This is a genomic window from Anaerocolumna cellulosilytica, assembly GCF_014218335.1.
Lineage (GTDB): Bacteria > Bacillota > Clostridia > Lachnospirales > Lachnospiraceae > Anaerocolumna > Anaerocolumna cellulosilytica.
In genome coordinates this window covers 3807572-3834526 of the sequence record NZ_AP023367.1, presented here as the reverse complement: position 1 = coordinate 3834526, position 26955 = coordinate 3807572, and the positions used below count along the sequence as shown (strand labels likewise).

23 protein-coding genes are annotated in these 26955 nt (G+C 38.7%); 17 read left to right on the top strand and 6 right to left on the bottom strand.

All coding sequences use genetic code 11. The features are described 5' to 3' along the window. Window positions 1-45: 45 nt before the first annotated feature. Window positions 46-1149, bottom strand: coding sequence for a chorismate synthase (aroC, locus tag acsn021_RS15810; protein WP_184093377.1), 1104 nt, complete (start codon window positions 1147-1149; stop codon window positions 46-48). Window positions 1150-1461: 312 nt separating this feature from the next. Between aroC and acsn021_RS15805 the strand changes: the two genes are divergently transcribed. Next, window positions 1462-1689: a hypothetical protein gene (locus tag acsn021_RS15805; RefSeq protein WP_184093376.1), complete on the top strand. Its 228-nt coding sequence runs from the start codon at window positions 1462-1464 to the stop codon at window positions 1687-1689. Between the two features lie 207 nt (window positions 1690-1896). On the opposite strand, the gene acsn021_RS15800 is transcribed toward acsn021_RS15805, so the two are convergent. Both acsn021_RS15800 and acsn021_RS15795 read right to left on the bottom strand, forming a co-directional pair. After that, complete coding sequence (locus acsn021_RS15800; protein WP_184096195.1) at window positions 1897-3483, bottom strand: transposase; 1587 nt, start codon at window positions 3481-3483, stop codon at window positions 1897-1899. 111 nt (window positions 3484-3594) lie between these two features. Continuing rightward, entirely contained in the window at window positions 3595-3801 is a 207-nt protein-coding gene (locus acsn021_RS15795; protein WP_184095987.1) for a chorion class high-cysteine HCB protein 13, read from the bottom strand. 291 nt (window positions 3802-4092) lie between these two features. Between acsn021_RS15795 and acsn021_RS15790 the strand changes: the two genes are divergently transcribed. From acsn021_RS15790 to acsn021_RS15775, 4 genes are all read left to right on the top strand, one after another. Further along, the gene (locus acsn021_RS15790) at window positions 4093-4638 is read left to right on the top strand and encodes a hydrolase (protein ID WP_184095989.1); all 546 of its coding nucleotides are present in this window, start codon (window positions 4093-4095) and stop codon (window positions 4636-4638) included. Between the two features lie 324 nt (window positions 4639-4962). Continuing rightward, a complete protein-coding gene (locus tag acsn021_RS15785) occupies window positions 4963-6630 on the top strand; it encodes a 2-oxoacid:acceptor oxidoreductase subunit alpha (RefSeq protein WP_184095991.1) in 1668 nt (555 codons plus the stop codon). 1 nt (window position 6631) lies between these two features. Further along, window positions 6632-7477, top strand: a complete 846-nt coding sequence (locus acsn021_RS15780; protein WP_184095993.1) for a 2-oxoacid:ferredoxin oxidoreductase subunit beta — start codon at window positions 6632-6634, stop codon at window positions 7475-7477. Between the two features lie 130 nt (window positions 7478-7607). Then, window positions 7608-8162: a rubrerythrin family protein gene (locus acsn021_RS15775; protein WP_184095995.1), complete on the top strand. Its 555-nt coding sequence runs from the start codon at window positions 7608-7610 to the stop codon at window positions 8160-8162. Window positions 8163-8343: 181 nt separating this feature from the next. Here acsn021_RS15775 and acsn021_RS15770 read toward each other — a convergent pair whose 3' ends face one another. Beyond that, a complete protein-coding gene (locus acsn021_RS15770) occupies window positions 8344-9300 on the bottom strand; it encodes a S8 family peptidase (RefSeq protein ID WP_184096008.1) in 957 nt (318 codons plus the stop codon). A 288-nt stretch (window positions 9301-9588) separates the two neighbouring features. Then, complete coding sequence (locus acsn021_RS15765; RefSeq protein ID WP_184095997.1) at window positions 9589-10080, bottom strand: hypothetical protein; 492 nt, start codon at window positions 10078-10080, stop codon at window positions 9589-9591. A 192-nt stretch (window positions 10081-10272) separates the two neighbouring features. Here acsn021_RS15765 and mltG point away from each other — a divergent pair, with 192 nt between their 5' ends. From mltG to acsn021_RS15740, 5 genes are all read left to right on the top strand, one after another. Further along, entirely contained in the window at window positions 10273-11550 is a 1278-nt protein-coding gene (gene mltG / locus acsn021_RS15760; RefSeq protein ID WP_184095999.1) for an endolytic transglycosylase MltG, read from the top strand. A gap of 176 nt (window positions 11551-11726) precedes the next feature. After that, window positions 11727-12323 (top strand): DUF2318 domain-containing protein, encoded by a 597-nt coding sequence (locus tag acsn021_RS15755; RefSeq protein ID WP_184096000.1) that lies wholly within the window; start codon window positions 11727-11729, stop codon window positions 12321-12323. After that, entirely contained in the window at window positions 12323-13654 is a 1332-nt protein-coding gene (locus acsn021_RS15750) for an urease accessory protein UreH domain-containing protein (protein WP_184096002.1), read from the top strand. The genes acsn021_RS15755 and acsn021_RS15750 overlap by 1 nt, the downstream gene beginning before the upstream one ends. Window positions 13655-14006: 352 nt before the next feature. Continuing rightward, entirely contained in the window at window positions 14007-15758 is a 1752-nt protein-coding gene (locus tag acsn021_RS15745) for a methyl-accepting chemotaxis protein (protein ID WP_184096004.1), read from the top strand. Window positions 15759-15924: 166 nt separating this feature from the next. Beyond that, window positions 15925-17064, top strand: a complete 1140-nt coding sequence (locus acsn021_RS15740) for a hypothetical protein (protein ID WP_184096006.1) — start codon at window positions 15925-15927, stop codon at window positions 17062-17064. Window positions 17065-17274: 210 nt separating this feature from the next. Here acsn021_RS15740 and acsn021_RS15735 read toward each other — a convergent pair whose 3' ends face one another. Then, a complete protein-coding gene (locus acsn021_RS15735) occupies window positions 17275-18861 on the bottom strand; it encodes a transposase (protein ID WP_184096195.1) in 1587 nt (528 codons plus the stop codon). Between the two features lie 250 nt (window positions 18862-19111). Here acsn021_RS15735 and acsn021_RS15730 point away from each other — a divergent pair, with 250 nt between their 5' ends. The 7 genes from acsn021_RS15730 to acsn021_RS15700 all read left to right on the top strand — a co-directional run bounded on the left by acsn021_RS15730 (window position 19112) and on the right by acsn021_RS15700 (window position 26860). Further along, window positions 19112-20698 carry an exosporium glycoprotein BclB-related protein gene (locus tag acsn021_RS15730; RefSeq protein WP_184095613.1) on the top strand — a complete coding sequence of 529 codons (1587 nt, stop codon included), beginning with the start codon at window positions 19112-19114 and terminating at the stop codon, window positions 20696-20698. Window positions 20699-20902: 204 nt separating this feature from the next. Beyond that, window positions 20903-21967, top strand: coding sequence for a mannonate dehydratase (gene uxuA, locus acsn021_RS15725; RefSeq protein WP_184095615.1), 1065 nt, complete (start codon window positions 20903-20905; stop codon window positions 21965-21967). 75 nt (window positions 21968-22042) lie between these two features. Beyond that, entirely contained in the window at window positions 22043-23689 is a 1647-nt protein-coding gene (locus tag acsn021_RS15720; protein ID WP_184095616.1) for a mannitol dehydrogenase family protein, read from the top strand. An 88-nt stretch (window positions 23690-23777) separates the two neighbouring features. After that, window positions 23778-24458 carry a GntR family transcriptional regulator gene (locus acsn021_RS15715; protein ID WP_184095618.1) on the top strand — a complete coding sequence of 227 codons (681 nt, stop codon included), beginning with the start codon at window positions 23778-23780 and terminating at the stop codon, window positions 24456-24458. A 59-nt stretch (window positions 24459-24517) separates the two neighbouring features. Further along, the gene (gene msrA / locus acsn021_RS15710; protein ID WP_184095620.1) at window positions 24518-25054 is read left to right on the top strand and encodes a peptide-methionine (S)-S-oxide reductase MsrA; all 537 of its coding nucleotides are present in this window, start codon (window positions 24518-24520) and stop codon (window positions 25052-25054) included. A gap of 274 nt (window positions 25055-25328) precedes the next feature. Further along, window positions 25329-25934, top strand: a complete 606-nt coding sequence (locus acsn021_RS15705; protein ID WP_184095622.1) for a DUF3793 family protein — start codon at window positions 25329-25331, stop codon at window positions 25932-25934. Between the two features lie 167 nt (window positions 25935-26101). Then, complete coding sequence (locus acsn021_RS15700) at window positions 26102-26860, top strand: tRNA threonylcarbamoyladenosine dehydratase (RefSeq protein WP_184095624.1); 759 nt, start codon at window positions 26102-26104, stop codon at window positions 26858-26860. Window positions 26861-26955: the final 95 nt, after the last annotated feature.

Here is a 26955-nt window from a genome sequence, read left to right as displayed (position 1 = left end):
TGTAAATAGCTGAATTAAAGGCACCTATAATATTATACCCGTATATTATTTATGAAAAAAATGAACCAGATTATCCATTCTGGAGGTCATACTCATAAATAACATATCCACTAAGGTTAATGCTGTCATGGCTTCAACAACAACAACTGCTCTGGGGACAATGATGGGGTCATGGCGTCCTTTTACATTAATATCGATATTTTCTCCTGTTTTATTTATGGTGCGCTGCGTTTTTGAGATAGAAGGAGTAGGCTTAACGGCAGCACGGAATATAATCTCTGATCCATCGCTCATACCACCTAGTATGCCTCCGGCATGGTTCGTAAGTTTTGTAACATTGCCATCATTGTCATAACGGAAATTATCATTATGCTCGCCACCAGACATCTCAGCAGCCAAAAAACCGGAACCGAATTCGATACCTTTTATGGCACCCATGGATAGAACGGCTTTTGCCAGATTGGCATCCAGCTTCTCAAAAACAGGCTCTCCTATACCGGCTGGTAATCCGGTTATAATACATTCAATTACCCCTCCGGCTGAGTCCTGTTCCTGCATCTTTTGATCCAGATAATGCTCTGCCTTAAGAGAAGCTTTTAAATCAGGCATTGCCATAGGACTTAATAGGATATTTTTTCTATCACAATTCTTATACTCGATGCTGACAGAACCAATTGATCTAGTGTAGGCACAAACGTCGACACCTAATTGTTTCAGAATGGAGACAGCCACAGCACCGGCAGCTACCCGGCCTATAGTTTCTCGACCGGAGGAACGTCCACCGCCTCTGTAATCCCTGAAACCATACTTTTGGTCAAAGGTATAATCAGCATGTCCTGGACGGTAATAACCTGCAATCTCAGAGTAATCCGCTGATTGTTGATTGGTATTCATAACTACCATTGATATGGGGGCGCCGGTGGTCTTTTGCTCAAATACGCCGGATAAAATTTCAACACTATCACTTTCTTTTCTGGGTGTTGCATATTTAGTTTGACCTGGTTTCCTGCGGTCTAAATAGTCCTGGATAATTTCTTCATTCAGCGTTAAACCTGCGGGACAGCCGTCCACTACAACACCAATACCTTTACCATGGGATTCACCCCAGGTAGAAATCCTAAAAATATTTCCATATACGGAACCGGACATAGGGTCACCTCTCTAACTTATATTAAATTTGAAAATCTGTAAATTTATTCACTATGATGTATAACTTTGCTACGTAAGTCCTCTTAAGTATATAAGAAAAGATGATGGTAATCAATATGTTTTACGGACATTTTAAAAATTCCCTTCATATATTGTAATGATTGGTTAACGTAATGTAAGGGGCTGTCTTAAGTAGTACTTAAAATGTGTGCCGACAGAGGGGTTATACCAATCAACTGTAAAATTACAGAGCCTAGATTCACTTGTGATACAACACGTTATACTCTAGATTCAATATACAGGGAGGTTGCTATGCCAAATTTTTATAACGTAAACAGAGGTAATGAACAGCTTAGGCAAAAAGCTGCAATGAGTGATTATAACAAGACTTCATCAGGAGAAGTGGAGAAGAGTAGAGTAGAGAAATCGTCTGAGGATTTAATTATAGATGATAATTCCGTATATGAGATTGATCCGGAATGCTATGAAAGGGCAAGACAGAGCAGAATGAACCACAGGCAGGACTGGAATAAGAAATAAAGTGAGGAAATAGAAAAAAAGCTGCGAAAGCAGCTTTTTTTCTAATAGAAATGGGGCTGTAAAATAAGTCCTTAATTAAGAATCGCCAGTTCCGACAGATGCCGGTTCTGGTGATTCTTCTTTTTTTTATTTATTTTTTATGATTATGATTGATTTTTCCATAAAAAAGCGTGCACTTAATAAAGCTGTGAGTATAGTTCTTGGATTTTAAGCAGCCAACTTGTTTCTCTGTTTTTTATTATGATATTTATAAAGATTAAAACCACAAGAAATCAGTGTGAGTTCAAGAATTGCGTTTTTCTCACCTCTTCGAAATAATCTTTTGTAGGATTTATTCCATTTTAAAATACCAAAGGTTCCTTCCGCTTGAATACTACGATTCATTCTCAACAGTGCGCCATGTATTGATTCAAGATTTGTCATTACCTCTTGATGTATTGATGTTAATTCCTGATTCATTCGAATAGTTCTATTTTTGCTTGCCTTAGGACAACAATCGTTTTTAAACTGGCAGCCTTCACATGATTTGCATTCATAGATTTCTTCGGTTCTGCTGTATTTGTTTTTATAGACATGTTGTTTGCTTTTAAAGTGAAAAGTCTTTCCATTTGGGCATATTAAATTTCCATTCTCGTCTCTTTTAAAGTTGACTGCGCGATATGGATTTTCATGATACTTCTTATCGGATGTTTCTTTTTTGAACATGGTAAATTTCATATATTTTTCCATCCCATGCTCTTCACAGTAAAGATAGTTATTATAGGAACCATAGCCTGCATCTGCAACTGGATACTTTGGATAATGACCATAGATTTCATTGAATTTTTCCATCAAAGGAACAAAGCATTCCATATCTGATGCATATGGTTTTACATCAACTACCGCTATATATTCATCACAGACAGCGGTCTGTAGATTGTACGCTGGGAGAAGCTGATCATTCCCCATATAATCCCGTTTTATGCGCATAAAAGTGGCATCGTGATCGGTTTTGGAATAACTGTTTCTTTCATCGCCACAAACTTCTATATGATGTGCATATGTCTTTAATCGTTCTAGATACCCCTCTAATTCCTGATATTGTTTTTGCGGAAGGCTTTTTCTATGACCACAACCAGATACAAACGTGGATTCCACCAGATTTGTTGCATTCTTGTACATTTCCAAGAGTTCAGATACATATTCGACAGCATACTCATCTCTCTTATCAAGTTTTACACCGAAATATCCTAATACTTCCTGGTTCATTGCATCAATTAGCGTGGATATCTTTTCATAAACCTTTCCTCGGTTTTTTGTACAAGACTTTTTCCATACCCAGGTATATCGGTTGGCATTCGCTTCCATTTTTGTTCCATCTATGTAAGTATGCTCCAGGTCCACATGCTCCTTTTCAAAAATGTAACTGTTTAAGTCAATAAAAATCTGTTCTATGGAATCTGTTAGTTCATTGCGTATAAGATTGCCAAAGGTCGCAAAAGAAGGAGCCTTCATCTCATCAAGAAGATACAGGTATCGTATATCATTCCTACAGAGTTTTTCTATTTCACGCAGAGAACTAATTCCGTGCTCCATGAAGGCAAAGAGTATCACTTTAAGGAGTTTCTGTTCATCACATCTTGGACGACCTGTTCTGTAGCCTTTCTCTACAAAATATTTTGATAGGTCGATGTGATCCATCACCTCACAGAACGTGTATACTGGATCAGATATATTAATTAATTTTTCGATTTCCAATGGTAATTTCAGCTGACGTACTGTATAATTATCATTGGTGTTTTTATTTATTTGCATAATTAATTATACCAAAAAATCGCTGAAGTCTCATGACCTCAGCGATTTTTCTTTTAGGGGAGTTTTTTTACAGCCCCATTCTAACAATTACATAGTAATGCAGGAGTAATACTAGAAACCGCCACCGCATAAGCAAAGGATTAAGATGATCCAAATAATGGAACCGCATCCGTCGTTGCCGCCGCAACCACATCCGCCACCGCCGAATAATCCGCCGTTGTTACCTCCACAACAGAATAAAAGAATAATAAGAATCCATGCGCTGTTATTTCCTCCACCGCAGCCAATGCCACAGTTTGTTGCTGCTAAATCACTCATGTAAGAGCCTCCTATTTGTTATTACAATGTATCATATGATTTTTAGCTTGCCTTATTTCCTATATTTCTTAAAAAGATGTTGCGTTTTTATTACAAAATGTGACCTTGAAATATATAGACAACCATGGTGTGTCCAAAAACGACAGGGTGATTGTCCTTAAAATGCAACAGGTTATCCTTATTTCTGACAATCCCTACTCTTGTGGGGAAGTATCAGAAATGTTATACTATTTTGTAACAAATCATTTTTGTTTCTATTTATAAAAATTAGAGGAGAGAGGAACGGAACACATGAGAGTCCTGGCAAAAGATGTATTGGCTATGATTGTAGACTATCAGAGTAAACTTGTGCCTGCTATGGCAGAAAAAGACAACTTGCTTCGTAATTCCCTGAAATTAATAAAAGGATTGCAGATACTTCATATTCCTATGGTTGTCACACAACAGTATACCAAAGGTCTTGGTGAGACGATACAGGAGATCCAAAATAATCTTGAAGCAGAAACACAGTATTATGAAAAAGTTACCTTTAGCGCAATGGAAGAGGAGAACATCAAAATAGCAGTGGCAGACTATGAGAAGAAAACATTGCTTGTGTGTGGCATCGAAGCACATGTATGTGTTTTGCAAACGGTTATGGATGCTATTAAGGCTGGGTATCAGGTAGTGGTGGTAAAAGACTGTATCAGTTCCAGAGACCTTAGTGATATGGAAATTGCCCTGCTGCGCATGCAGCAGGAGGGTGCCATGATTACCACCAGTGAATCCATCTTATTTGAATTAACAAGACAAGCAGGAGATGAGATATTTAAACAAATACTTAAGCTTGTAAAATAACGAAATGAATGAGATAGAAAAAAAAGACTTTCCAAATAGATTTCCCAAGTTTACATTCAAGGGGATATAATCTGCTTGGGAAGTTTTTTATATTTGTTGTGAAATGACAGCATGATAGACATTATAAGCAATTCTAAAAGATAACAGGTATACGCAGGGCATTTATTTAATATAGTTAATGGATGAGAATTGCAACAAAGCCGGATAATAAATAGTGAATTAGCAATTAAAATAAGAGTTATCAGAAAAAATAATGTTTTTTGTTGAAATTAAGCTTAATATAGGATATAATACTATCAAGATTCTAGAAAAGGAGGAAATCTTATGTATAATATTTTAATTGGTGGTGCCGCAGGGCAAGGCATAGACACAACAGTCGCCATTTTGGAGAAATTATTAAAAAAATCAGGTTATTTTATATATACAACAAGAGACTTTATGTCCCGTGTCCGTGGAGGTCACAATTTTTCACTGCTTCGTTTTGGAACTGAACAAATCAACTCCCATAGCGACAAACTGGATGGAATTATTGCATTAAACGATGAAACAATTGTATTACATAAAGAGAAGCTGACAGAAAAGGGTTTTATATTTTGCGATAGCAATCTGGAAACAACACATGCAAAAGCAATTAAGTTAGATATGGACAAAAAGGCGAAAGAGCTTGGCAATCCAAGAGTGTCAGGAAGTATAGCCGTAGGAGCAATCTTAAAACTATTTGGTGAATCATTTGATTATGTTGAAGAAGTTATAAAGGCATCTGTAAGAGAAGCGTTTTTGGAAATTAACCTAAAGGCTATTCGGTTAGGTTATGATAGCGTAGAAGCAAGGTTTGAACATTTGGATGGAGAATTTAAGGACTGGATGCTAATTACAGGGAGTAAAGCCTTGGCGTTGGGTGCAGCGGCAGCAGGCGTAAATTTCTATTCCGCATATCCGATGTCACCGTCAACAACAGTGATGGAATATCTGGCAAGAATTGGAAACTATGCAGGTGTTTTAGTAGAGCAGGCAGAGGACGAAATTGCTGCCATTAATATGGCATTGGGTGCTTCCTATGCAGGTGCCCGTGCTATGACAGGAACTTCTGGTGGTGGGTTTTGTTTGAAAGTTGAAGCACTTGGATTTTCAGGAATTGCTGAAATACCCTTGGTAGTAGTAGATGTTCAACGACCAGGCCCAGCTACAGGACTTCCCACCCGGACTGAGCAGAGTGATTTGAAGTTTGTTATTTCTGCGGCACAAGGGGAATTTCCTCGAATGGTAATTGCCCTAAGGAATCACGAAGACTCCTTTTATCAAACCATAAGGGCCTTTCATTTAGCTGAAAAGTATCAGATTCCGGTTATCTTATTAAGTGACCAGTATCTGGGTGATTCAACAGCAGTTGTGAAACCTTATGATACTAGTAAGATTGAAGTGGCTGTCCCGGCAGATACCTATGAATATGAAGGAGAATATCTCCGTTATAAGTTTACAGAGGATGGAATATCCCCTCGTTTAATACCTGGGAAGTCAAAGAATTTTGTATCAGCTGACAGTGATGAACATGATGAGAGGGGTTTTATAACCGAATCTGCTCAAATACGAATTAAGATGATGGATAAAAGAATGGGGAAATTAAAAAAACTGGAGGAAGAACTTTTAGAGCCGGAATTTTTAGGAGCGGAAGAAGCAGATATTGTATTAATAGGCTGGGGTTCTACCTATGGACCCATAGCAGATGCAGTTAAGCTGCTAACATCGAATAAAAAGAAAATAGGTGCATTGCTTTTCGGAGATGTATTTCCACTGCCCAGAAAAAGTCTTGATGAATTACATAAAAAAGGAAAACGTTTTATTAATATAGAACAGAATGCCACCGGACAACTTGCGGAATTGATACGAGAGAAAACAGGCATAACCTGTGCTGCTAGTATTCTTAAGTACGATGGTAGGCAGATATCCGGTGAAGAAATCGCAGAAAAGTTACTGGAAGGAGGCTTGGTGTAGTATGAGTAAATTCGAAACCTATGAAACAGCCTGGTGCCCGGGCTGTGGCAATTTTAACATATTAAGGTGTCTAAAAACAGCTTTGGAGGAACTTAATAAAGATCCATATGAAGTTTTAATGGTAGCAGGGATTGGTCAGGCAGCAAAAACGCCCCAGTATATAAGTGCCAATAGTTTTTGCGGACTTCATGGAAGGGCTTTGCCGGCAGCAGTAGCAGCAAAGATTGCCAATGAAAAACTGACAGTTATTGTTGATTCCGGAGATGGTGATTCTTATGGAGAAGGCGGTAACCATTTTATACATAACATTCGAAGAAATGTAGATATTACACATTTTGTTCACGACAATCAGATTTATGGTTTAACAAAGGGGCAGGCTTCTCCGACTACAGGAGAAGGGCAGGTAACACAGGTACAGACGAATGGAAATATGAATACGCCCCTAAATCCTGTATTAATGGCAATTGCTGCCGGAGCTGGTTTTGTAGCCAGAGCCTTTAGCGGTGATCCCAAACAATTGACAGAAATAATGAAAGAAGCTATTTCTTATCCTGGCTATGCCTTTGTTGATATTTTACAGCCTTGTATCAGCTTTAATAAGGTCAATACTTTTGCATATTATAAGAGTAAGGTAGAGCCTCTAGGAGAGGAATATGACCCTGCTGACAAAATTGCTGCTCTTAGTAAGGCGATGGATTTTGATGATAAGATACCAACAGGAGTTATATATAAGGAAGAAAAGGTGAATTTTCATCAAAAGAATAAGTTATTAAGTGAAGGAATTCCTTTAATTGATAGAAAGAAAAGAATGGAAGCTGTGGATAATTTAATTAATAGTTTTGTATAAACACAAAAGATAATCCAATACTATAAAAAGCAGTTTGGTTTATCTGTTATCTATCCTTAAGGCTGTTACGCATGAGGTTTTAGCATATTAACAGCCTTAGGGAATAAAATAAAATTTAGGAGGTTTAACAATGGCAGTTAAAAATGCAATGACAAGTGACTTTTTACATTCGGCTTACGGCGGAGAAAGTATGGCTCATATGAGGTACTTAACCTGGGGTACGATGGCCGATAAAGAAGGCTTCCCTAATATCGCGAAGCTTTTTGAAGGAATTGCATATGCAGAAAGGGTACATGCTGATAACCACTATAAAGAAATCAACGGTACTACAACAGATGCGACTGTAACGGCAGGTGCTGTATTTGGTACCGGTAAAACCGTAGATAATCTGCAAGGTGCTATTAACGGAGAATTGCATGAGGTAGAACAAATGTATCCGGTATACTTAAATGCAGCAGAGTTCCAAGAGGAAAAAGGGGCAAGGCGCTCTTTTCATTTTGCATTGGAGGCAGAAAAAATACATGCTGATTTATTTTTGCAGGCTCAGAATGCTGCAAAAGAAGGAAAAGATATAGAACTTAATGCAGTTTATGTATGTCCAATCTGTGGACATACCGTATTAGACGAAGCACCGGATAATTGTCCGGTATGCGGTGCAAAGAAGGAACTTTATAAAGAGTTCTAATACGTAAAGCAGTATTAAAAATGGATTATGAGTATAAACCCTGAAGATAGAATTTGAAAAATTAACCATTGTGTATAATATGTGTGGTTACTGCCAAGTAGCTAATCTGTAAGAAACCACACATATTTACACAATAAGAAATCGAAGTTTTACTTAATTGCTTCAATTCCTGCAACAGTAATCATTGTAACAATTTTGGAATGTTTAATAATCCCCAGCCTTGTTTTGACCAGGGGTAACCCAAGTCAACAGCGCATTCCCTTAGTTTTAGCTTTACATCTCGGTTATTCATCATAGGGTGCTTTGACAAAAGAAGAGCGATTGCACCGGAAACAATAGGGGTTGCCATAGAAGTTCCGCTTTTTATAGTATACATAAGATTAGAATAATCATTTCTTGGATTATTTAATAGATTATAGCGATATCTTTGATAATTCTTCATAGTTCCGCAGGAGATTATATTAGACCCAGGGGCCACAATATCTGGTTTTTTTATACAATTAGCAGTGGGTCCTCTGCCGGAATAATCCATGGTCTTGTTGCCGAATAATTCAACGGTAATTCTGTCATCCGAAGAGCCCACGGTAATAACTTTACGGCTGATGCCGGGAGTGGATATGGACATAGGACCAGGGCCATTGTTACCGGCAGCAACTACGACCACAATGCCGGCATCCCAAACTGCATTTACGCCCTTTACCAACAGAGAATTTTCATCTACATTATCTTTTGTAGTGGTACCAACGGATATATTTACAATCCGGATATTGTATTTTTCCTTATTATCGATGATCCATTGCAGTCCGGCAAGGACATCGGAGATATTTCCATCACCTTTCTGGTCAAGTACTTTAATACCAATCAGGTTACATTTTGGTGCAATACCAACATATTTGCCATTAGATAAGGAACCGTTTCCGCCGATTATTCCTGACACATGACTTCCATGACCGTTATCATCATAGGGTTCAGTTCTTCCATGTATGAGGTCGTAAAAAGCCTTTATACGATTTCCGCCTTCAGTAAAATCCTTATGGATGCAAAGACCGGTGTCAACCACTGCTACACCGATATGCTCACCGAAGATATTTCTATCATGAGCCCATTTTAAGTCAATTATTTCTGAAACCCGGTTCATCTGGGCGGTAATATGGGTATCAAGTTCGTAGCTCCATAAAGTATGTTCTTCCTGTAATTGTTCCAGCCTTTCTTGTTCCACCTCAATGACATAAGAATCTATCATAGGTAGTTTATATTTCAACTTTCCCATAGAAGCTACCTCATTGTAATTTTTTTCATAATCACTGCAGCTTACGATGATTTGTATGGTTTGCTTTTTATTCATGGCAGCTCAATTCCTTCTTAATATCATTACTAATCTTATGAGAACCTTCCTTGTCTTTATGCAGATTCTTACAAACAAAATTTATGAAACCTTTTGACAGCCGGTGCAATAATAAATACTGCCACTCAAATAAGCTTTTATGATTAGCTCCCAGCATTTTGGGCATTTTGTTCCGACGGTCTTCTTACTTAACTTAGTCTTGTAACCTCCGGGTTGTCCAAACAGGTCTTTTTCTGTATCCCTTCCTCCCTTTTCATTCTGCAATAGTGTTTTCTTTATAACCTGATACAGGTAATGTAACTGTTCCACAAGCAGAGTGGATATCTTGGTTTTTGGATGGATCCAAGCTTTATATAGTATGTCCTGCAATACGCCATTACCTAATCCGGGTATTCTTTGTTCCGTTGCTAAAAAGGCTTTAGCGGATGTTTTCAGTGGTTGAATGGACGTAAGTAAATCCTTAAAATATTCCATTGTAAAGTCATCTGAATAAGGAGAGGGTTTTTGCTTTGCCAGAAGATAGTAGGGATTATCATTTTCTCCTTCAGAGAAGGCGCATAGTCCACCATACATCTGTACAGTACATACCGTGCAGGAATTATCGGAAAAATGTAACAGGAGTTGATAGTATCATTTAGTTGACGTGATAAAGAATGGCTTTCTGGAATACCATAATAGGTAAAAAATATAAATATAGAATGACATAGATTAGAAAACGGAGTAAAATAATAAGAAAAAAATGTAAGAAAGGATATAAGGCATTATATGAAAAAAAATAGTGCAGCTTTAATTATAATAGTATTATTGATATTTTCTGCAGGTATGGCAGGCAGTTTGGTTCAGGCAGAAGGAATTAATTACGGGCTACTGATAGTTGATAAAAATGGAACGTATACTTTTTGGGACTTAGAAAATGAGGAGGGTGCAGGGGTAGAAATTACAGAATCAGGTAGCATCATGATTCCCTTAAAAGATGTATGTGCCTTAATGCCGGATGTGAAATTCAACTACAATACAAAAACAAAAACGTCAACGGTTGTAAATCTTTATAATGGCAGAAAAGTAGTATTAAAAAGTAATGAAAACAAATGTACCTATTATGCTTTAGGAAGTAAAAAAGGAGTTAAAAAAGCATTGCCGCATGCTTCATATATATCTGCTGAAAATAAGGCTATTATGATAGAAATGTCGGCTCTTAAATGGGTAATGGGGAATTCAAAAGGAGTAAAATCCTTCAAAGTTACGGATTTACAAGCAGCTGGCTATGATACCTTAAATTATGAAGGCGTTATTTTATATAATCCTTATGGAGAAGTTTCAGCACTGCCCCTTGCCTCTAAAGTAAGCAATTTAGGAAGAACTGTGAAGGTAACAATTCCAGAAGGTTTCAGTGTATCCCAGATTTTTGATTTACTTGTGAAAAAAGGTGTAAGCTCATCCACAAAGGAGTTATATGAAATTATGGATTCCTATGATTTTAGCTATTATCTTTTGGTAGAATCCATAAAGGCAAATGTAAACCGTGCATTTTTACTTGAGGGATATTTGTATCCTGATACTTATGAATTTTATAGGTTGAGTAAACCTCAGGATGTAATTGGGAAGTTTTTGAAGAATGCAGAAGCAAAATTAACCGCAGAGGACCGGGTAAAAGCGGAAAATCATGGACTTTCCGTGGACCAACTATTAACCATTGCCTCTTTAATAGAAAAAGAAGCGGGTAAGAAACAGTGGATGGGTGATATTTCTTCTGTTATACACAATCGGTTAAATAAAGGTATGAAACTTCAGTTAGATGCCTCTATCTTTTATGTAGAAAGATATATAAAACCGTTTATAGAGGGAGATATAAACCGTTATAATAGCTTTTACAATACATATAAATGCAGTGACCTGCCGGCAGGGCCCATATGTAATCCGGGAAGGAATGCAATAGATGCCGCCCTAAATCCCAATGAAACAAATTATTTATTTTTCTATAGTGATTCACAGGGAATATATCATTTCTCAGAAGAGCTGGTTAACCAAAAGGCACAAAATTAGCAATTGCTAAAAATAAGATTCTGTTAATGTGAAAACTATCTATAGCGTGTCTCCATAAAACCTCCATAATAAGGAGTTATAATATTTAGTGAAGTCAAAGGAATCTGAATGAGGAGAAATGCCATAAGATGAAGATTGCATGAATCAATAAAATTAGCAGAAGAATGGAGAATATTATGTCGAATAATAAGAAAAACACGGGTAACAAAAATACATTACTGTTGGTTACCGCAGCAGTGGTAGCAGTTTTGGCAGTAGTTGTAGTATTTCTTAATCCTGGTGTTCAAAAAGACACAACAAAACTAGTAGCGACAAAAGCAGATGACAATAATAATAAAGAAACGGAAAGTACCACTGAAAATACTTCTGAAATTGCAGATGCTAGAGGATTTTCAGTGAATGAGGATGGCGATGTGGTAATCCAAATTGCAGATATTACGGACCAGGCATCCTTTTATGAATATGATGCTGATGGAACTGCGGTGGGTCTATTTGCGGTGAAAGCCAGTGACGGTACAATTCGTACAGCTTTAAATACCTGTCAGGTATGTAATGGAAGCCCTTATGCATATTTTGAACAAAATGCTGATAAAGTACAATGTCAGAACTGCGGTAATATGTTTAACCTTGATATGATAGAGCAGGAACGCGGCGGTTGTAATCCTGTTCCTATAAGTGACGGAGAGAAGATAGCGGAGGATAATGAAATTATTATTCCGGCAAGCTATCTTAACGAAAATGCACAGTACTTTAAGAACTGGAAGAAGTTTTAATGCATACGAAGGATATTCAATTGTCAGTTGCCGGTATGAGCTGCGCGCACTGTGAGCTGACAATTGAGAATGCTCTTTCTGATATGGAAGGGGTTCTTGCTTGTAAATCCAGTTTTTCTAAAGGAAAGGTGTTTGTAACTTATAATCCGGAGATGGTGTCCATAAAGGAAATAAAAGCTGCTATTAACGGACTGGATTACCAATGCGTGGATGAAAAAATAACGAAAACGGAAAGCTTTAATTCACAAACCATATCTATTCTTATTATATTGCTGGGGGGATATGTTATCTTAAAACATCTGGGTGTATTTCAGGTACTCAATTTTTTCCCTCAGGTACAAGAAGGCTTTAGTTTAGGTATGCTTTTTCTTATTGGTGCTCTGACCTCTCTTCATTGTGTGGCTATGTGCGGAGGCATTAATCTGGCTCAGAGTATTAATTCTGCAAAGACCAGCCATTCTGCATTAATGCCAAATATTTTATATAATTTGGGTCGAGTCGTTTCGTACACCATAATCGGTGGTATTGTTGGCGGGGTTGGAAGTATTATCAGTATCGGAGGAGGATTTCGCGGAGCAGTGGCTGTTTTTGCAGGTGTTTTTATGATTGTTATGGGATTAAATATGCTTAATTTATTCCCATGGCTTAGACGCTTTGCAATAAGAATGCCTAAGTTTATCGGTAAGAAGCTTGGTAAGAATGCGGCGGCATTAAAAAAAAAGAAAGGAGCAGGCTCTTCTTTTTATATTGGTCTGCTAAATGGCCTGATGCCCTGTGGACCACTTCAGAGTATGCAGCTTTACGCACTTTCTGCCGGAAGTGTATTCATGGGCGCACTTTCTATGTTTTTGTTTAGTTTGGGGACGGTTCCGTTAATGTTTCTTCTGGGGGCGGTCAGTACAAAATTAAATAAAAATTTTACAGAAAAGATGATGTTTGTCTGTGCACTACTGGTAGTGGTTCTAGGTGTTGGGATGCTTAATAATGGATTGGCATTATCCGGTGTTACACTGCCTCAGATGCAGGCCACCCAAGGCGGTATGAATCAAGCAGTTATAGACGGTAAGTACCAGCATGTCACAACGAATATTGATTACGGTACATATCCGCCTATTACAGTGAAAGCAGGAGTACCGGTGCAGTGGACGATTGTTGCAGAGAAAGGTATGATAAACGGTTGTAACAATGAGATAATTATACCGGAATTTGGTATAACGGTAAAGTTAGTGGAAGGCAATAATGTAATCGAGTTCTTACCGGATAAAGCAGGCACTTTTGGTTATAGCTGCTGGATGGGTATGATTCGAAGTTTCATAGCTGTGACAGAATGATTTTATAAAAAGCATTGTAATTATAGGTAGTACCCTTCTTAATAGGCAGGTGGTTACTAATACTATAATATACAGTTGTAATTAAGATACTCTAGTTAGAAAACAGGTTTCTTTGCTAAAAGAAGAGCTTGTATATAACTTGAGTATTTTTTTTGCTGTTTTTACTTAATCTGTTCTTAACATTCCAAAGAGCCCTGTTTTATTACTTTACAGTTATTTTACGAATCTCTTATTCTTAGACTTAACAATTTTACATAAATTTAACAAAGCTTAAATATCCCTTTTACGTATTCTTGTTAGCTTTAAGTATAAACAGGATACAAATTAAAAAGAGAGAAAGCCGGGGAAACCAATGAAGAAAAATAAGCAGCCGTTAAATAGGAAAAAAAGAATAACAGAGGGCTTAAGATATTATAAGGAAAAATTTATGAATTTATCCATTAAGAAGAGGCTTAACCTAACTTTTCTATATATTGGTGCCATTGCCTTTCTGGTGCTAATCATTGGTGTGTTTAATATAGTAACAATTGACAGCATGTTAAAAGGGTTTTACACTGGGCCCTTTCTAATTACAGAAAACGTAAAGCAGGCTCAGTCCGCTATGAAAACCATTGAAAATAATATCTACCGTGCATATATAACGAATAAAGAAAGTCTTTGTTATGAATACATTCAAGCGTCTGAAGAAGAATATGACAAGGTGGAGAACTGCATTCAGGAATTAGCCACTATACCTATATTAAAAAAAGGAAAAAATCAAGAATACATAAACAGCCTAAATATAGAGATAGAAAAAGGCAACCGCTATCGAAATCAGATTCTAGAGAGTGCCAAGTCTTTCGACCAGAAAAAGATATACAGTATCTATAAAAACGATTATGTACCCATATGGAGCCATATGTTAACTGAGTTTGAAGAAATTGAAACCTTTTCCGAAGAGTACCGTGAATCTTTCATGGAAAGTGCAAATCAAAAAGTTTTGTTTAGTATTATAGGATTCCTTGGTATGTTTCTGGCCGGAACTGGCAGTTGCATATATATCCTTATAGGAACAGAACGTAGTATAACAAAGCCAATAGATGAAATAAAAGAGGCAATGGTTGAAATATCGCGGGGACAGCTTCAAGTAGAGATATCGTATCATTCTAAGGATGAGATGGGGATTTTATGTGAGGCAGTACGGAAAACACTTCAGAGGCTTAATGATTATATTTCAAATATTACGTATGTTATTAAGCAGTTAGAAGATAAAAATATGACGATTCGGGTGGGTATTGATTATGAAGGTGGATTTGCACCTATAAAAATATCTCTGGATAATACTGCATCGACGCTTCAGGAGGTAATCAGGTTGTTGTTCCAGTCTGCGAAAGAAATGACTCTTGGAGCAGACCAGATTGCACAGGCTGCCAAAGTTGTAGCAGATGGCAGCGAAGAGCAGTCACAAGCAATCAACAGACTGTCGGGACAGTTAAATGAAATAGCTTTAATGGTAAATAAAAACGCAAAGGAAGCTGCGGATGTGTATACTATATCCATAGATACTGTTGAAGCTGCAAAATTGGGAGATGGACAGATAAAAATCCTCGTAAATGCTATGACAGCAATTTCTGCCCATGCAGGTAAGATATCTCAGGTTATTGCAGTAGTAGAAGAGATTGCAGATCAGACAAACTTCCTGTCTTTGAATGCTTCTATTGAAGCGGCTAGAGCAGGCAGTGCAGGCAGAGGTTTTGCCATAGTAGCTTCCGAAATAGGTAAATTGGCTACAGAGAGCAGAGAGGCTGTAAAGTCAACAACCAATCTAATAGAAAGTACAGTGCAAGCCATACAAGAAGGGGTAGCGCTTGCAAATGAAACTTCTGAAAATTTTAAAAATATAGTTCAGGCTTCTTTAAAAACCAATCAGGTAATGGATAAGATAGCAGATAATGCCAAAGAGGAAGCTGGACAGCTCAATACCTCCATGGAATATTTACAGCAGATAGCTGCTATCATAGAAACGAATTCAGATGCGGCAAGAGAGAGTTCTGCGATGAGTGAAGAATTCATTAGTCAGGCTGAGATCTTGGAGCAATTGCTGGGACAATACACCATCCTATAAATAATTTAATACCAATTTTTTATAGGAATTCTAAAGCAACTAAGAAAAACTGATATAAAGAAATATTTCTTGGAATGCTGGTGAATTTTGCAGCACATTTTTTTGCAAAAACCATATTTATAATGTAGGATATTAATTCCTGAATGAAGTGGAAAGGAGTTTTTGCATGAACACTGACTATAATTCATCTAATGACAAGTCTAATATAGATAAAAAGAGTGTGTCCGCAATGAGTAATTCCTGGAATCAAGGAAGGCCTAATGATGGATGCAGACCTCCATGCCCTCCGTCACCATGCCCACCGCCCGGACCGCCCGGACCTCCGGGCCCCCCCGGACCTCCAGGACCAACAGGTATGATAGGTCCAATAGGACCCAGAGGCCCGGCAGGCCCGGCAGGTCCTCCAGGACCACAGGGTCCGGCAGGAGCAACGGGAGCAACAGGAGCAACAGGTACAGCAGGAGCATCAGGTTCGATTGGGCCAACAGGTCCGCAAGGAGAACAAGGTCCGATTGGATTAACGGGAGCAACTGGAGCGACAGGTCCTCAAGGCCCTCAGGGTGCACAAGGTGATCCAGGCCCGCAGGGTCCTCAAGGCGAAGCAGGTCCGGCAGGAGCCCAAGGTCCGGCAGGAGTGCCAGGCCCGCAGGGCCCTCAAGGTGAAGCAGGCCCGGCAGGTCCCCAAGGCGAGGCAGGTCCGGCAGGAGCCCAGGGTTCTACAGGAGCAACAGGAGCGCAGGGCCCGCAAGGAGATCCAGGTCCAATAGGTCCCCAAGGTCCGGCAGGTCCTCAGGGCTCGGTAGGAGCAACAGGTCCCCAAGGTCCGGCAGGTCCAACAGGAGCCACGGGTGCTCAGGGTCCGGTAGGTCCCCAAGGCCCGGCAGGTCCGGCAGGAGGCTTGGCAGCATATTTGTATCGTTATAGTACAAATCCGGCAATAACAATACTAGGTGGTGATGACTTTGCATTTGGTTCGGGAAATGTACCGGCGGTGCCAAGTGGGTTTTCACTGCCTAATAGTACAGATACAACACTTCTTGAAACGGGTGTATATCAGGTTACCTTTGAAACTAATGTGGTAGGAGCACTGACGTCGGTATCTATTAACCTGAATGGAAATCCGGTTCCGGGTGGAACAGCAGGAGCACTTGCTGCAACGAATGAAATCGATATCACAGCACTAGTAGAAGTAACTACGGCCCCTTCAACAATAACAGTATCTAATAATTCATTTGTGACAATAGGCTTCCCGGTACTTGCACCAGGCAGCGTTATTTCATCTCTTACAATATTAAAATTATCATAGTTACTGATAATTAACTAGTTATTATATAGTTTACAGCAGATATCTCACCTCTGAAGGGGCTGTAAAATAAGTCCTTAATTAAGAATCGCCAGTTCCGACAGATGCCGGTTCTGGTGATTCTTCTTTTTTTTATTTATTTTTTATGATTATGATTGATTTTTCCATAAAAAAGCGTGCACTTAATAAAGCTGTGAGTATAGTTCTTGGATTTTAAGCAGCCAACTTGTTTCTCTGTTTTTTATTATGATATTTATAAAGATTAAAACCACAAGAAATCAGTGTGAGTTCAAGAATTGCGTTTTTCTCACCTCTTCGAAATAATCTTTTGTAGGATTTATTCCATTTTAAAATACCAAAGGTTCCTTCCGCTTGAATACTACGATTCATTCTCAACAGTGCGCCATGTATTGATTCAAGATTTGTCATTACCTCTTGATGTATTGATGTTAATTCCTGATTCATTCGAATAGTTCTATTTTTGCTTGCCTTAGGACAACAATCGTTTTTAAACTGGCAGCCTTCACATGATTTGCATTCATAGATTTCTTCGGTTCTGCTGTATTTGTTTTTATAGACATGTTGTTTGCTTTTAAAGTGAAAAGTCTTTCCATTTGGGCATATTAAATTTCCATTCTCGTCTCTTTTAAAGTTGACTGCGCGATATGGATTTTCATGATACTTCTTATCGGATGTTTCTTTTTTGAACATGGTAAATTTCATATATTTTTCCATCCCATGCTCTTCACAGTAAAGATAGTTATTATAGGAACCATAGCCTGCATCTGCAACTGGATACTTTGGATAATGACCATAGATTTCATTGAATTTTTCCATCAAAGGAACAAAGCATTCCATATCTGATGCATATGGTTTTACATCAACTACCGCTATATATTCATCACAGACAGCGGTCTGTAGATTGTACGCTGGGAGAAGCTGATCATTCCCCATATAATCCCGTTTTATGCGCATAAAAGTGGCATCGTGATCGGTTTTGGAATAACTGTTTCTTTCATCGCCACAAACTTCTATATGATGTGCATATGTCTTTAATCGTTCTAGATACCCCTCTAATTCCTGATATTGTTTTTGCGGAAGGCTTTTTCTATGACCACAACCAGATACAAACGTGGATTCCACCAGATTTGTTGCATTCTTGTACATTTCCAAGAGTTCAGATACATATTCGACAGCATACTCATCTCTCTTATCAAGTTTTACACCGAAATATCCTAATACTTCCTGGTTCATTGCATCAATTAGCGTGGATATCTTTTCATAAACCTTTCCTCGGTTTTTTGTACAAGACTTTTTCCATACCCAGGTATATCGGTTGGCATTCGCTTCCATTTTTGTTCCATCTATGTAAGTATGCTCCAGGTCCACATGCTCCTTTTCAAAAATGTAACTGTTTAAGTCAATAAAAATCTGTTCTATGGAATCTGTTAGTTCATTGCGTATAAGATTGCCAAAGGTCGCAAAAGAAGGAGCCTTCATCTCATCAAGAAGATACAGGTATCGTATATCATTCCTACAGAGTTTTTCTATTTCACGCAGAGAACTAATTCCGTGCTCCATGAAGGCAAAGAGTATCACTTTAAGGAGTTTCTGTTCATCACATCTTGGACGACCTGTTCTGTAGCCTTTCTCTACAAAATATTTTGATAGGTCGATGTGATCCATCACCTCACAGAACGTGTATACTGGATCAGATATATTAATTAATTTTTCGATTTCCAATGGTAATTTCAGCTGACGTACTGTATAATTATCATTGGTGTTTTTATTTATTTGCATAATTAATTATACCAAAAAATCGCTGAAGTCTCATGACCTCAGCGATTTTTCTTTTAGGGGAGTTTTTTTACAGCCCCTTTTCTCAGGATATAAGCATAATAATTACTTATAATAATTTTAGTAAAATTAAATAAAATAAACGGTAAAAAAGACGAATGAAAAAGAATTATAATGCACATTTTTTCGAAATTTACATAAATATAGAGTATGGATTGTAAAAATCCATAACCTAAATGAAAGGGGTTTTTGCATGAGTATTGATAAGTATTATTCTAATGCAGATGACTCAATAAACAAAAAAGACACGCGTGATGTAGCGGCAGCAGATTATGCCAACTCTTGGCGGCCAGGTAGAGATTGCTATAAGCCCGATCCATGCCATCCTCCATGCCCGCCGCCGGGACCGCCGGGACCGCCCGGACCGCCCGGACCACCCGGGCCAGTAGGTCCGATGGGTCCTAGAGGTCCCGCAGGTCCTCAGGGAGCAACAGGAGCCTCAGGTCCGGCAGGAGCCCAAGGTCCGGCAGGAGCAACCGGTCCAGAAGGTCCTCAGGGTGAAGCCGGTCCGGCAGGCCCTCCGGGATCAACAGGAGCAACAGGAGCCCAAGGTCCAGCAGGAGTAACGGGTCCAGTTGGCCCAGAAGGGCCCATAGGTCCGCAAGGCCCAGCAGGTCCAACCGGTTCAACGGGTCCAGTTGGCCCAGAAGGCCCCACCGGTCCAGAAGGTCCAGCAGGTCCGCAAGGTCTAACCGGTCCAACGGGTCCAGCAGGTCCGACCGGTCCAGAAGGTCCAACGGGTCCGCAAGGTCTAACTGGTCCAACAGGTCCAGCAGGTCCGACCGGTCCAGAAGGTCCAGAAGGTCCAACGGGTCCGCAAGGTCTAACCGGTCCAACGGGTCCAGAAGGTCCGACCGGCCCAGAAGGTCCAGCAGGTCCGCAAGGTCTAACTGGTCCAACGGGTCCAGAAGGTCCGACAGGCCCAGAAGGCCCAACCGGTCCGCAAGGTCCGACCGGTCCAACCGGCCCAGAAGGTCCAACCGGTCCAACCGGTCCAACGGGTCCGACCGGTCCGACCGGTCCAGAAGGTCCAACGGGTCCGACAGGCCCAGAAGGCCCAACCGGTCCAGAAGGTCCGGCAGGTCCGACCGGTCCAGAAGGCCCAGCGGGTCCAACAGGTCCAACGGGTCCGACAGGCCCGACAGGTCCGGAAGGTCCAACGGGTCCAACAGGTCCAGAAGGCCCAACAGGTCCAACAGGTCCAGCAGGTCCGACCGGTCCAACGGGTCCGGAAGGCCCACAAGGTCCTCCAGGACCAGCAGGAGCAGGTGCAATAATACCGTTTGCTTCTGGAATTCCAGTGCCATTAACAACCGTGTTAGGAGGTATTTTAAATACTTCTGCTGCCATAGGTTTCGGCAGCGCTGCACCGGAAATTGAGATACTGGGTGGTTCTATTATTATTAATACACTGCCATTACTGAATTTTGCTTTCTCAGTTCCAAGAGACGGTACAATAACATCCTTAGCAGGTTATTTTAGTACTACAGCAGCAGTTTCACTAATAGGTTCAACTGTAGCAATTACTGCACAGTTGTATAGATCTACTGTACCAAATAATACCTTTACCGCCGTACCCGGAGCATCCGTAACTTTAACTCCTCCCCTTACCGGGTTAATTTCCATTGGTGAAATTTCAAGTGGTATCACCAGTGGTTTATCCATCCCGGTTACTGCTGGAACACGTTTATTGTTGATATTTACGCCTGCTGTAACCGCAGGACTTGATATAGCAACAGCTATTGTTGGCTATGCAAGTGCCGGTTTAACCATCGAATAATATCAAGCACTTAAAATATATCCTGCCTCCTAATTGTGATATGTTTTAACAAAAGGTTCCTCTTCTTATTATAGTCAGAAATAAATTGATTGATAGAAGGAGAGGAACCTCCTTTTTGTTAGGTTTAATTGCGATTTACTTGACAATTCAGAAGGTTTTTAATATACTAGTATACAAGTAGAATAAAAAAGGAGATAAACTATTATGCAAATGACATTACGTTGGTTTGGTAGTAAACATGATTCCGTTACATTGGAGCAAATTAGACAAATTCCCGGAGTAAAAGGAGTAATCACAACTCTTTATGATATTCCGGCGGGAGAGGCCTGGACTTTAGAAGATATATTAAAATTAAAAGGAGAAGTAAACGCCGGTGGTCTAGAGCTTGCAGGAATAGAAAGTGTTAATATCCATGATTCTATAAAGATTGGTTTACCGGACAGAGAAGGGTATATCGATAATTATATAACTACTCTTGAGAATTTGGGAAAGGCTGATATCCATTTGGTATGTTATAATTTTATGCCTGTATTTGACTGGACCCGAGCTGATTTAGCAAAGGTAAGGCCAGATGGTTCCACTGTATTATCCTACGATCAGGAAATAATTGATAAAATAGATCCCATAAAAATGTTTAATGAAATTGACAAAAAGAGTAATGGTTTCGTTCTTCCGGGCTGGGAACCAGAACGTCTTGGACGCGTAAAAGAGCTATTTGAAAAATATAAGGATGTGGACAGTGAGAAGCTGTTTGAAAATCTTGTATATTTCTTAAAGAGAATTCAATCGGTTTGTGAGCAATATGATATAAAAATGGCAATTCACCCGGATGATCCAGCTTGGCCGGTATTTAATCTTCCAAGAATTGTAACAAATAAAGAAAATGTAATAAGGCTTTTAAAGGCAGTAGACGCAAAATTCAATGGTTTAACGTTTTGTTCCGGCTCCTATGGTTCTAATCCAAACAATGATTTATGTGGTATAATACATGCAGCTAAGGGAAGAATTCATTTTGCACATGTCAGAAATCTCATTCACCACGCGCCCGGTAAATTTGATGAAGCAGCACATTTATCTAGTGACGGTTCTTTTGATATGTATGAAATTATGAAAGCTTTATATGAAACGGAGTTTGATGGACCTATCCGTCCTGACCATGGACGAGCAATCTGGGGAGAAGTATCTATGCCCGGCTACGGTCTGTATGACAGAGCCTTAGGCGCAACTTATTTGAACGGCTTACTTGAGGCTATTGAAAAATCACATTAAAAACCCGGAACTATTAAAATACAATATTGGCTGTAGTAGGGCTAGAGGTTTCAGGGCAGTTGGAATGGAGGTATTATGAAGTTAAAACTAGACGAACTTAATAATAGACAGCAATGGGAAGAGAAGGGGTATGAAATTCCTGCTTTTTCAATAGAGAAAATGAAAGAAAATACAAAGCATAAACCGGAGTGGGTACACTTTGGCGGGGGCAATATATTTAGAGCATTTCCGGCTGCTGTATGCCAGGAGCTTTTAAACCAAGGCATTATGGAAAGTGGAATTATAGTAGCAGAGGGCTATGACTATGAAATTATAGAACACAGCTATAAAAATAGTGATAATTTGACGCTTTTAGTTACCTTAATGCCGGACGGAAATTTACAAAAGAAAGTGATAGCCAGTGTGGCAGAGGCTTTATGTGTAGATACTGCTAATACATCTGACTGGAACCGGTTGGTAGAAATCTTTAAAAACCCGAGTCTTAAGGTAGTGTCATTTACTATTACTGAAAAGGGATATAGTTTAAAAAGTCAGAATGGAGAGTACATGCCTGCTGTTGCAAAGGACTTTAAAAATAATCCAAAGCAGGCAGAAAGTTATATTGGTAAGCTGGTAGCACTATGCTACGAAAGATTTTTAGCAGGAAAACTTCCAGGGAATTTGCAAGGAAAACTTCCCTTAGCTTTAGTAAGTATGGATAATTGCTCCCACAATGGAAGCAAATTAAAGGAAGCAGTAACGTCATTTGCGAAAATATGGGTGGAAAACGGGATTACAGCACCTGAATTTCTTGAATATGTATCCGAAGACATCTCCTATCCTTGGTCTATGATTGATAAAATTACACCAAGACCAGCAGACTCTGTTCTGGAAATTTTAAAAGCAGACGGTTTTGAAGATACGGAGGCCTATATTACATCAAAGAATACGTACATTGCACCTTTTGTAAATGCTGAAGCACCACAATATCTGGTTATAGAGGATGCGTTTAACAATGGAAAACTGCCGTTAGACTTGGGCGGAATTATATATACCGACAGGGCTACCGTTGATAAGGTTGAAAAAATGAAGGTGTGTACCTGCTTAAATCCTTTGCATACAGCATTGGCTATCTTTGGTTGTCTTTTGTCTTATGATAAAATATCAGATGAGATGAAGGATCAGGAGTTAACTGCGCTGATTAAAAAAATCGGATATCAGGAAGGGCTTCCGGTAGTAGTTGATCCGGGTATCATTAAACCTGCCGATTTTCTACAAGAAGTCTTAAGTGTAAGGCTTCCTAATCCATTTATGCCAGACACACCGCAACGAATCGCCTGTGATACCTCACAAAAGCTAAGTATTCGGTTTGGTGAAACAATTAAGGCGTATATAGAGCGACCGGATTTAGATGTGACGCAGCTTACATTTATACCTCTAGTATTAGCTGGTTGGTGCCGTTATTTAATGGGGGTTAATGATAAGGGACAACCATTTGAGTTAAGTCCTGATCCGATGCTGAATCATTTAGTACCCCTATTTTCTGATATTAACTTGGGAGAGAATATAGATGTTACTAAGTGTCTTAAAGATATATTGTCAAATGATTTAATCTTTGGTGTTGATTTATATAAGGTTGGTTTGGGTGAGAAAATCGAAGGCTTCTTTAAAGAAATGATAAAGGGAGAGGGCGCCGTTCGAGACACTTTGAAAAAGTATCTTGACGAAGAGCAACATTTATAATAACATAGGTACACCAGAAAAAGACAAAAATTTATTTTATAAAGTCATGAGTAAGCAGCAGGGAAATATAGGAAAGTGGAGGAAAGCAATGTATACAATGGAACGAATGGAGAAAGAAACCGCCAGGGAATATGCTTTCCGGGTTATAAAATACAATATTATTTCTCTGGAGCTTACTCCTGGCAGTATGGTAAGTGAAAATGAACTTGCAGAAGAGATGGGAATTAGCAGAACGCCTGTAAGAGAAGCATTGATAGAGCTTAGTAAACTAAAAGTAGTAGAAATTTATCCCCAAAGGGGAAGCTTTATCTCCTTAATTGATAATGAATTGGTAGAAGAGGCAAGATTTGTTCGTCTGCTCTTAGAACAAACTATGGTTATGGAGTCCTGTGATGCAGCAAGTGAGGAAAACCTTCTTGCGCTGGAAGAAATATTAAGATTGCAGGATTTTTATCTGGAAAGAGGAGCTAAAGATAAGTTGCTGCAATTAGATAATGAATTTCATGAGTTACTGTTTACCATTAATAATAAGAAATTTACGTATGATTTAATCAGCGGCATGATGACTCATTTTGACCGTGTCAGAAGATTAAGCCTATCGGTTATCAAGGATTCTAAAAACATATCGGATCATAAAAAATTAGTCGACGCAATCAGAAATAAGGATAAAGAACTGGCAAAAGAAGTCATTACAGACCATTTGTCCCGGTATAAACTAAATAAGATTGAACTAATGGAGCAATATCCTGCGTATTTTAAATTAAAATGAGAAATTTATTAAATTAAGTTGCAATTACCTAAGGATATAAAAAGTGAAAGGAGAAGACAATGAATATTAGTGATAATAATGAGAAAACCATCTATTTAGCAGGAGGATGCTTCTGGGGTACGGAAAAGTATTTTGCGTGTATTCAGGGAGTATCAGAAACCGGTGTAGGGTATGCCAATGGCCGGACGCAAAATCCTTCATATGAAGAGGTATGCCGCCATGATACAGGTCATGCAGAAACAGTTAAGGTTGTTTATAACACGAATGTAATTAGTCTCTCTTTTCTTCTGGATTTGTATTATCGGGTTATCGATCCGACTTCCGTAAACAAACAGGGACCGGATAAAGGAACTCAGTACAGAACAGGTATCTATTATGTTGATAAAGAGGACTTACCAGTAATTGAAGCCTCTATAAAAGAGCTTCAAAAGCATTATGAAGCCCCCATAGCCATAGAAGTATCTCCATTAGATAATTACTATACGGCTGAAGAGTACCATCAAAGCTATTTAGATAAAAATCCGGGTGGCTACTGTCATATAGGTAAAGATAAATTCGATAAAGTGAAATTGGAAAAAGACCCCAGCTTAAATTAATTATAAGTTGGGGTTTATTTCTATTATTTTTGCAAAAACTAATAACGCAAGATTCGATAAATGATAATTGTTCTCAAAAATTATATTGACAAATAAGGATTTCTAAAATATGATAAAAGTAATAAATGAGAATGAGAATCAAAATTGACAAGCAAGTATATGTAAGCAGTATAATTATTTATTACCTGTATTTCCAGTATTTTGTTTTTTTAACAGCCTGATTAACACGTGTGCAAGTGCTAGGAGCAGTAGAGCGCAGAGATAGGAGTTTATTATGAGTGAGGATATATTCAACATGAGGGAAGATAAGATGCTATCTTATATAATCTTTACGTTTGCCAATAGTTGTATGCCCACATTGTTTAAGCACAAACCATCAAGCTTGGTTACTTTTCAGAAAAGGTATATAGAGAAGGAAGAAATTTTTTTTCGCACATTAGTAGCGGAGGCAGCAAGATTTAGCTGTTGCTGTGAGCTTCTGCATGAAAATGAAAAAGTACTATATGTCCTGGTTTACCAGCCTGAACTTTTAGAAGAGATTTTAAAAAAGTATGGAAATAATCCATTGTTAAAAAACCATGGTTATAAAATACAGGAACGATTGTTGTCATTTAATCTGAAGGTATTTCAGGCAAGATTTCAGAAGTACAAGAGAGAGGCAGAATTTGATTTTCCACATGAAGTTGGAATATTCTTAGGATATCCAATTGAAGATGTAGAAGAGTACGTTAAGAATAATGGAGAAAATTATCTTTTATGTGGTTATTGGAAGGTATATCATAACGTTGAAGAAGCACTGCTTACTTTTGCGTATTTTAAACGTATCAGGGAAGAAGCAATTCAATTATTCTTTTCGGGAGAAGAATTAAGCTGTGTCTGAAAATGCATCCTCGGTTGAGGACGAAGCGAATCCCCTAGACTGGCAGAAGAAGACCTAAACGCTCTGGGAAATAATTTCAGTATCTTGTATGTAAGTTGACAGGATAGATAGAAAATGCTATCATTATTCAGACTCACAAACAGAAACCTATATAACAGGAGCATGAAATGTTAAATCAATTTTCGAGAACGGAGCTTCTTTTTGGCAATGAAGCGATGGATAAATTAAGCAAGGCAAGAGTAGCTATTTTTGGTATTGGCGGCGTGGGGGGATATACCGCAGAAGCATTGGCTAGAAGCGGAGTTGGAATCTTTGACTTATTTGATGATGATAAAGTCTGTTTAACCAATATTAACCGACAGATTATTGCTACTAGAAAGACGGTAGGAAAGTATAAGGTAGAGGTTATGAAGGAAAGAATAGTAGAGATTAATCCTAAGGCAGTAGTAAATACCCATCAGACCTTCTATACCCCTGAAGTTGCAGACCAATATGATTTTTCTGAATATACCTATGTTGTAGACGCCATTGACACGGTAACGGCGAAATTAGAATTGGTTGAAAGGGCAAACAAACTGAATATTCCTATTATAAGCTGTATGGGTGCCGGTAACAAATTAGATCCCACTCAATTTGAAGTAACAGATATTTATAAAACCTCAATATGTCCTTTAGCCAAGGTTATGAGAAAAGAACTTCGTGTAAGAGGAATTAAAAAATTAAAGGTAGTGTATTCAAAGGAACCGGCAAGAAAACCTTTGGAAGACATGTCCATTAGCTGTCGTGCAAATTGTATTTGCCCGCCTGGAGCGGAAAGAAAATGTACAGACAGAAGACAGATTCCCGGCAGCACAGCGTTTGTTCCATCAGTGGCAGGTTTAATTATAGCAGGAGAGGTTATTAAGGATATAACAGGAGTACATTAGGAATTACTTTAATTCTATATTTAGTATTTGCATTTACAAACTATATCATTTACTGTAAATTCACACAGAATTAATTGGAAAAACGGCAGTATTCC